Origin of the sequence: Pseudomonas migulae NBRC 103157 (assembly GCF_002091715.1) — a bacterium.
Lineage (GTDB): Bacteria > Pseudomonadota > Gammaproteobacteria > Pseudomonadales > Pseudomonadaceae > Aquipseudomonas > Aquipseudomonas migulae_A.
In genome coordinates this window covers 95392-101999 of the sequence record NZ_BDAG01000025.1, presented here as the reverse complement: position 1 = coordinate 101999, position 6608 = coordinate 95392, and the positions used below count along the sequence as shown (strand labels likewise).

Below are 6608 nucleotides of genomic sequence, written 5' to 3'. Positions count from 1 at the left end.
AAAGTTTCAAGAAGAGCTGATGCGCCATGGCATTTCGCAGAGCATGAGTCATCGCGGGCAGTGCTGGGACAATGCTCCAACGGAACGCTTTTTCGGCACCCTGAAGTCAGAATGGATCCCTCGCAACGGCTACAGCACGAGCGAGGAAGCAAAAACCGATATGGTGCGTTTCTTCATGTACTACAACCGCACCAGGCTCCACAGCTACAACAACTACCTGTCGCCAATAGCTATGGAGCTAAAAGCGGCATAAACACCGTAACTGGTGTCCGGGATTACTTGACCAGATCAGCTTGTTGGCGATGAGGCCATTAAAACCTGTACAAAACCGATGCCCGTTTACCCCTGCAACGCCTTTCCTTGTATCTCCCCCCTCTAACACCAGTGCAAAATAGTATCGATTCAAGTGCGATGGATGATTTGTCTCATCCTCAATTGAAGGCTGTAATCAGTGCACATTCTTCCCCCCCAGGAAGACACAAAAACAATAACTGTCCTTCTGCCCCCAACCGGGCGCAGAAAAGGAGTGCACGATGCAACCTTCGGTAAAAGCTCTGCTGGCCCTCACCTGCATGACCCTCAGTAGCGTCAGCCTCGGCGCGCAAACCCTGACCATCGCCACGGTCAACAACAGCGACATGATCCGCATGCAAAAGCTCTCGAAAACGTTCGAAGCCGAGCACCCGGACATCAAGCTCAATTGGGTGGTGCTGGAAGAAAACGTCCTGCGCCAACGCCTGACCACCGACATCGCCACCCAGGGCGGACAGTTCGATGTGTTGACCATCGGCATGTACGAAGCTGCACTGTGGGGCGCCAAGGGCTGGCTGGAACCGATGAAGGATTTGCCCGCCACTTACGACCTCGACGACGTTTTCCCATCCGTGCGTGAAGGTTTGTCGGTCAAGGGTTCGCTGTACGCCCTGCCGTTCTACGCCGAAAGCTCCATCACCTACTACAGAACCGACCTGTTCAAGGAGGCCGGGCTGACCATGCCCGAGCGCCCGACCTGGGAACAGATTGGCGAATTCGCCGGCAAACTCACCAACAAAGACAAAGAACAGTACGGCATCTGCCTGCGCGGCAAGGCCGGCTGGGGCGAGAACATGGCGCTGATCACCACTGTCGCCAACGCCTATGGCGCACGCTGGTTCGATGAGAAATGGCAGCCCGAATTCACCGGTCCCGAGTGGAAAAACGCGCTGAACTTCTACGTCGACACCATGAAGAAGTCCGGCCCGCCGGGCGCGTCGAGCAACGGTTTCAACGAAAACCTGGCGCTGTTCAACAGCGGCAAGTGCGCGATCTGGGTCGACGCCAGCGTTGCCGGTTCGTTCGTCACCGACAAGAGCCAAAGCAAAGTCAGCGAGCACGTCGGTTTCACCTACGCGCCGCACCAGACCACCGATAAAGGATCAGCCTGGCTCTATTCCTGGGCGCTGGCGATCCCGACCAGTTCCAAAGCCAAGGACGCGGCAAAAACCTTCAGTGCCTGGGCGACTTCAAAGGAGTACGGCGCACTGGTCGCCGAAAAGGACGGCATCGCCAACGTACCGCCAGGCACTCGGGCCTCGACCTACAGCGACGCCTACATGAGCGCCGCGCCGTTCGCCAAAGTGACCCTGGAATCGCTGAAAGCGGCGGACCCGAGCAAACCGACACTCAAACCAGTGCCCTACATCGGCATTCAACTGGTGACCATTCCCGAGTTCCAGGGGATTGGCACTCAGGTGGGCAAGTCGTTCTCGGCAGCGCTGATCGGTCAGACCACGGTCGATCAGGCCTTGGCTGCCGCCCAGCAAACCACCGAACGCGAGATGAAGCGCGCGGGTTATCCAAAGTAACCCTGGCGTCCCCGCTCTCGCCTTATGTGGGAGCGGGCTGGCTCGCGAAGGGGACGACAGCCTCGACATCAACGTTGACTGACACACCGCTTTCGCGAGCAAGCCCGCTCCCACATGGAATCTTCTCAGGTCTGTATGACTCGGTTCTTTGCCATGAATATTTCAACTGCCAAAGCTCACATGGACATTCCCCAGCCGGTGCGTAAAAGCCGGTTGGCCAATCCCGGCTGGTTTCTGGTCAGCCCCTCGGTGGCGTTGTTGCTGCTGTGGATGATCGTGCCGCTGGGCATGACGCTGTACTTCTCGATGATCCGCTACAACCTGCTCAATCCCGGTGAAAACGAGTTCGTGGGACTTGAGAACTTCACCTACTTCCTGACGGACTCCGGGTTCATGCCCGGCGCCACCAACACCCTGTTGCTGGTGGGCAGCGTATTGCTGATCAGCGTGGTGTTCGGGGTGTTGATCAGCGCGTTGCTGGAGGCCAGTGAGTTTCTCGGTCGCGGCATCGTGCGGGTGATGCTGATCTCGCCGTTCTTCATCATGCCCACCGTCGGTGCGCTGATCTGGAAGAACCTGATTTTCCACCCGGTGTCGGGGATTCTCGCCTACGTCTGGAAGCTGTTCGGCGCGCAGCCGGTAGACTGGCTGGCGCACTACCCGCTGCTGTCGATCATCATCATTGTGTCCTGGCAATGGCTGCCGTTCGCGATCCTGATCCTGATGACCGCCATGCAGTCCCTCGACCAGGAACAGAAGGAAGCCGCACGCCTCGACGGTGCCGGGCCGATCGCGATTTTCTGGCACCTGACCTTGCCGCACCTGGCACGACCGATTGCCGTCGTGGTGATGATCGAAACCATCTTCCTGCTCTCGGTGTTCGCCGAAATCTTCACCACCACCAACGGCGGCCCCGGCTACGCCTCGACCAACCTCGCCTACCTGATCTACAACCAGGCGCTGGTGCAGTTCGACGTCGGAATGGCGTCCGCCGGTGGCTTGATCGCGGTGGTGATCGCCAACATCGCGGCGATCGTGCTGGTGCGGATGATCGGCAAAAACCTGACAGACAAAGCCTGAGGCCTGCGCCATGACCCTTCAACAATCCCGCCGTCTGCAAAGCCTGCTGCTCGGCACCCTGGCCTGGGCCATCGCGATCCTGATCTTCTTCCCGATCTTCTGGATGGTGCTGACCAGTTTCAAAACCGAAATCGACGCGTTCGCCACGCCGCCGCAGTTCATCTTCACCCCGACGCTGGAGAACTACCTGCACATCAACGAGCGCAGCGATTACTTCAGTTTCGCCTGGAACTCGGTGGTGATTTCGTTCAGCGCCACGGCCCTGTGCCTGCTGATCGCGGTGCCGGCGGCCTATTCGATGGCGTTCTACGAAACCCAGCGCACCAAAGGCACGCTGCTGTGGATGCTCTCGACCAAGATGTTGCCGCCAGTGGGCGTGCTGATGCCGATCTACCTGCTGGCCAAGAGCTTTGGCCTGCTCGATACGCGGATCGCGCTGATCGTGATCTACACGCTGATCAACCTGCCGATTGTGGTCTGGATGATTTACACCTACTTCAAGGACATACCCAAAGACATCCTCGAAGCCGCACGCCTCGATGGCGCCACGCTGTGGCAGGAAATGGTCCGGGTGCTGCTGCCCATTGCCAAAGGTGGCCTGGCTTCCACGGTGCTGCTGTCGCTGATCCTGTGCTGGAACGAGGCGTTCTGGTCGTTGAACCTGACCTCCTCGAAAGCCGCGCCACTGACCGCATTGATCGCTTCGTACTCGAGCCCGGAAGGCCTGTTCTGGGCCAAGTTGTCGGCGGTGTCCACGCTGGCTTGCGCGCCGATCCTGATCTTCGGCTGGATCAGCCAGAAACAACTGGTCCGCGGCCTGTCGTTCGGCGCGGTGAAATGAAGATTACTGACACGCCACGATCTCTTGTAGGAGCCGGCTTGCTGGCGATGAGGCCCTTGGATATTGCATTGCTCTCGAGGCCGTCATCGCCAGCAAGCCGGCGCCTGCACAAAGCGTGCGCGGCTCAATCTGAATAACTAAAAGCGGAGGCCCATCACCATGGCCAACCTGAAAATCAAGAATCTGCAAAAAGGCTTCGAAGGCTTTTCCATCATCAAAGGCATCGACCTGGAAGTGAACGACAAGGAATTCGTGGTCTTCGTCGGCCCGTCGGGCTGCGGCAAATCCACGCTGCTGCGGCTGATCGCCGGCCTGGAAGAAGTCAGCGGCGGCACCATTGAACTCGATGGCCGCGACATCACCGAAGTCAGCCCAGCCAAGCGCGACCTGGCGATGGTGTTCCAGACCTACGCCCTGTACCCGCACATGAGCGTGCGTAAAAACATGTCGTTTGCCCTCGATCTGGCCGGCGTACCAAAAGCCGAAGTCGAGAAAAAGGTCGGCGAAGCAGCACGCATCCTCGAGCTCGGGCCGATGCTGGAGCGCAAACCGAAACAGCTGTCGGGCGGCCAGCGTCAACGCGTGGCCATCGGCCGCGCCATCGTGCGTAACCCGAAAATTTTCCTGTTCGACGAACCGCTGTCCAACCTCGACGCCGCCCTGCGCGTGCAGATGCGCCTTGAACTGTTGCGCCTGCACAAGGAGTTGCAAGCGACGATGATCTACGTGACTCACGATCAGGTCGAAGCCATGACCATGGCCGACAAAGTGGTGGTGTTGAATGGCGGCAGGATCGAGCAGGTCGGTTCGCCGCTGGACCTGTATCACCAACCGGCCAACCTGTTCGTCGCCGGCTTTCTCGGCACACCGAAAATGGGTTTCCTCAAGGGCCAAGTCACCCGTGTCGACGCCCAAAGCTGCGAAGTGGCGCTCGATGCCGGCACCCGCATCACGTTGCCATTGAGCGGCGCCAAACTGAGCGTCGGCGGCGCGGTGACCCTGGGCATTCGTCCGGAACATCTGGAACTGGCGCAAACCGGCGACTGCACGCTGCAAGTCACCGCCGACGTCAGCGAGCGCTTGGGCAGCGACACCTTCTGCCACGTGCTGACCAAGTCCGGTGAAGCGCTGACCATGCGCGTTCGCGGCGACCTGGCCAGCCGTTATGGCGAAACCCTGAGCCTGCATCTGGACGCCGAACACTGCCATTTATTCGATGCCGACGGCGTGGCGCTGACCCGCCCGTTGCGCGCTGCGGCCTGATTTCAGAGAGCCTGTGATGAAACTGAATAAACAGAACCTGCACCACCTCGCACCCGAAGTGGTCCTGCCCGCCTACGCCCTGAGCGATACCCGCCAAGGTATCGCGCACATCGGCGTCGGCGGTTTCCACCGCGCCCATCAGGCGTATTACACCGACGCCTTGATGAACACCGGCGAGGGCCTGGACTGGGCGATTTGCGGCGTCGGCCTGCGCGCCGAAGATCGTCGCGCCCGAGACGATCTGAAGGAGCAGGATTACCTCTTCACCCTGTTCGAATTGGGCGACACCGACGACACCGAAGTCCGGGTCATCGGCGCGATCCGCGACATGCTGCTGGCCGAGGACGGCGCGCACGCGTTGATCGATAAACTGGCCAGTCCCGAGATCCGCATTGTCTCGCTGACCATCACCGAAGGCGGTTATTGCATCGACGACAGCAACGGCGAATTCATGGCGCATCTGCCGCAGATCCAGCACGACCTGGCGCACCCGGATTCGCCGAAAACCGTGTTCGGTTTCCTCTGCGCCGCACTGGCCAAACGTCGTGCCGTCGGTACGCCGGCGTTCACTCTGATGTCCTGCGATAACCTCCCGCACAATGGCGCGGTGACCCGCAAGGCGCTGCTGGCCTTCGCTGCTTTACGCGATGTAGAACTGCACGACTGGATCGCCACAAACGTGAGCTTTCCGAATGCCATGGTTGACCGCATCACACCGATGACCAGCACCGAGCACAAACTGCAATTGCACGACAAACATGCAGTCGACGATGCCTGGCCAGTGGTCTGCGAACCGTTTGTACAGTGGGTGCTGGAAGACAAATTCGTCAACGGGCGTCCGGCCTGGGAAAAGGTCGGCGTGCAGTTCACCGACGACGTGACACCGTATGAAGAGATGAAGATCAAACTGCTCAACGGCAGTCATCTGGCACTGACGTATCTCGGGTTTCTGAAGGGCTACCGTTTCGTTCACGAGACCATGAACGACCCGCTGTTTGTACGCTACATGCGCGCCTACATGGACCTGGACGTGACACCGCAGCTGTCGCCCGTTCCGGGGATCGATCTGACCGAGTACAAGAACACGCTGGTCGAGCGTTTCTCCAATCAGGCGATTGCCGATCAGCTGGAGCGCGTGTGTTCGGACGGCTCATCGAAGTTTCCCAAGTTCACCATTCCGACGATCAACCGTTTGATTGCCGATGGCCGGGAGACCAAACGTGCGGCGTTGGTCGTGGCGGCGTGGGCGTTGTATTTGAAGGGGGTGGATGAGCACGGCGATACCTATTCGATCCCTGATCCACGCGCCGCGTTTTGCCAGGCGCTGGTGGCGGATGATGCGTTGATTACCCAGCGGTTGCTGGGGGTTGAAGAGATTTTCGGGACCGCGATTGCGCGTTCGCCTGAATTTGTGGCGGCGTTTGAGTGGTGCTGTAACAGTTTGCGCGAGGTGGGTGTGACGCGGACGTTGGAGCGGGTGTTGGCGTAAGAGCGACGGTGAAATGACCGCCGTCATCGCGAGCAAGCTTGCGAGCCACACTCCAACGAACGACACAAAACCTGTAGGAGCAAGCTTGCTC

6 protein-coding genes are annotated in these 6608 nt (G+C 59.4%); all 6 read left to right on the top strand.

What is annotated here, in order from left to right; translation table 11 throughout:
* A partial coding sequence (locus PMI01S_RS19055; protein ID WP_139811119.1) for an integrase core domain-containing protein occupies positions 1-253 on the top strand: 253 nt, incomplete at its 5' end.
* A 280-nt stretch (positions 254-533) separates the two neighbouring features.
* The gene (locus tag PMI01S_RS19050) at positions 534-1844 is read left to right on the top strand and encodes an ABC transporter substrate-binding protein (protein WP_084321635.1); all 1311 of its coding nucleotides are present in this window, start codon (positions 534-536) and stop codon (positions 1842-1844) included.
* Between the two features lie 153 nt (positions 1845-1997).
* A complete protein-coding gene (locus tag PMI01S_RS19045) occupies positions 1998-2924 on the top strand; it encodes a carbohydrate ABC transporter permease (protein WP_084321634.1) in 927 nt (308 codons plus the stop codon).
* Between the two features lie 10 nt (positions 2925-2934).
* On the top strand, positions 2935-3765 hold the full coding sequence (locus PMI01S_RS19040; protein WP_007936731.1) for a carbohydrate ABC transporter permease: 831 nt from the start codon (positions 2935-2937) through the stop codon (positions 3763-3765).
* Between the two features lie 159 nt (positions 3766-3924).
* A complete protein-coding gene (locus PMI01S_RS19035; RefSeq protein WP_084321633.1) occupies positions 3925-5028 on the top strand; it encodes an ABC transporter ATP-binding protein in 1104 nt (367 codons plus the stop codon).
* Positions 5029-5044: 16 nt separating this feature from the next.
* Positions 5045-6517 carry a mannitol dehydrogenase family protein gene (locus tag PMI01S_RS19030; RefSeq protein WP_084321632.1) on the top strand — a complete coding sequence of 491 codons (1473 nt, stop codon included), beginning with the start codon at positions 5045-5047 and terminating at the stop codon, positions 6515-6517.
* The last annotated feature ends 91 nt before the right edge of the window (positions 6518-6608 follow it).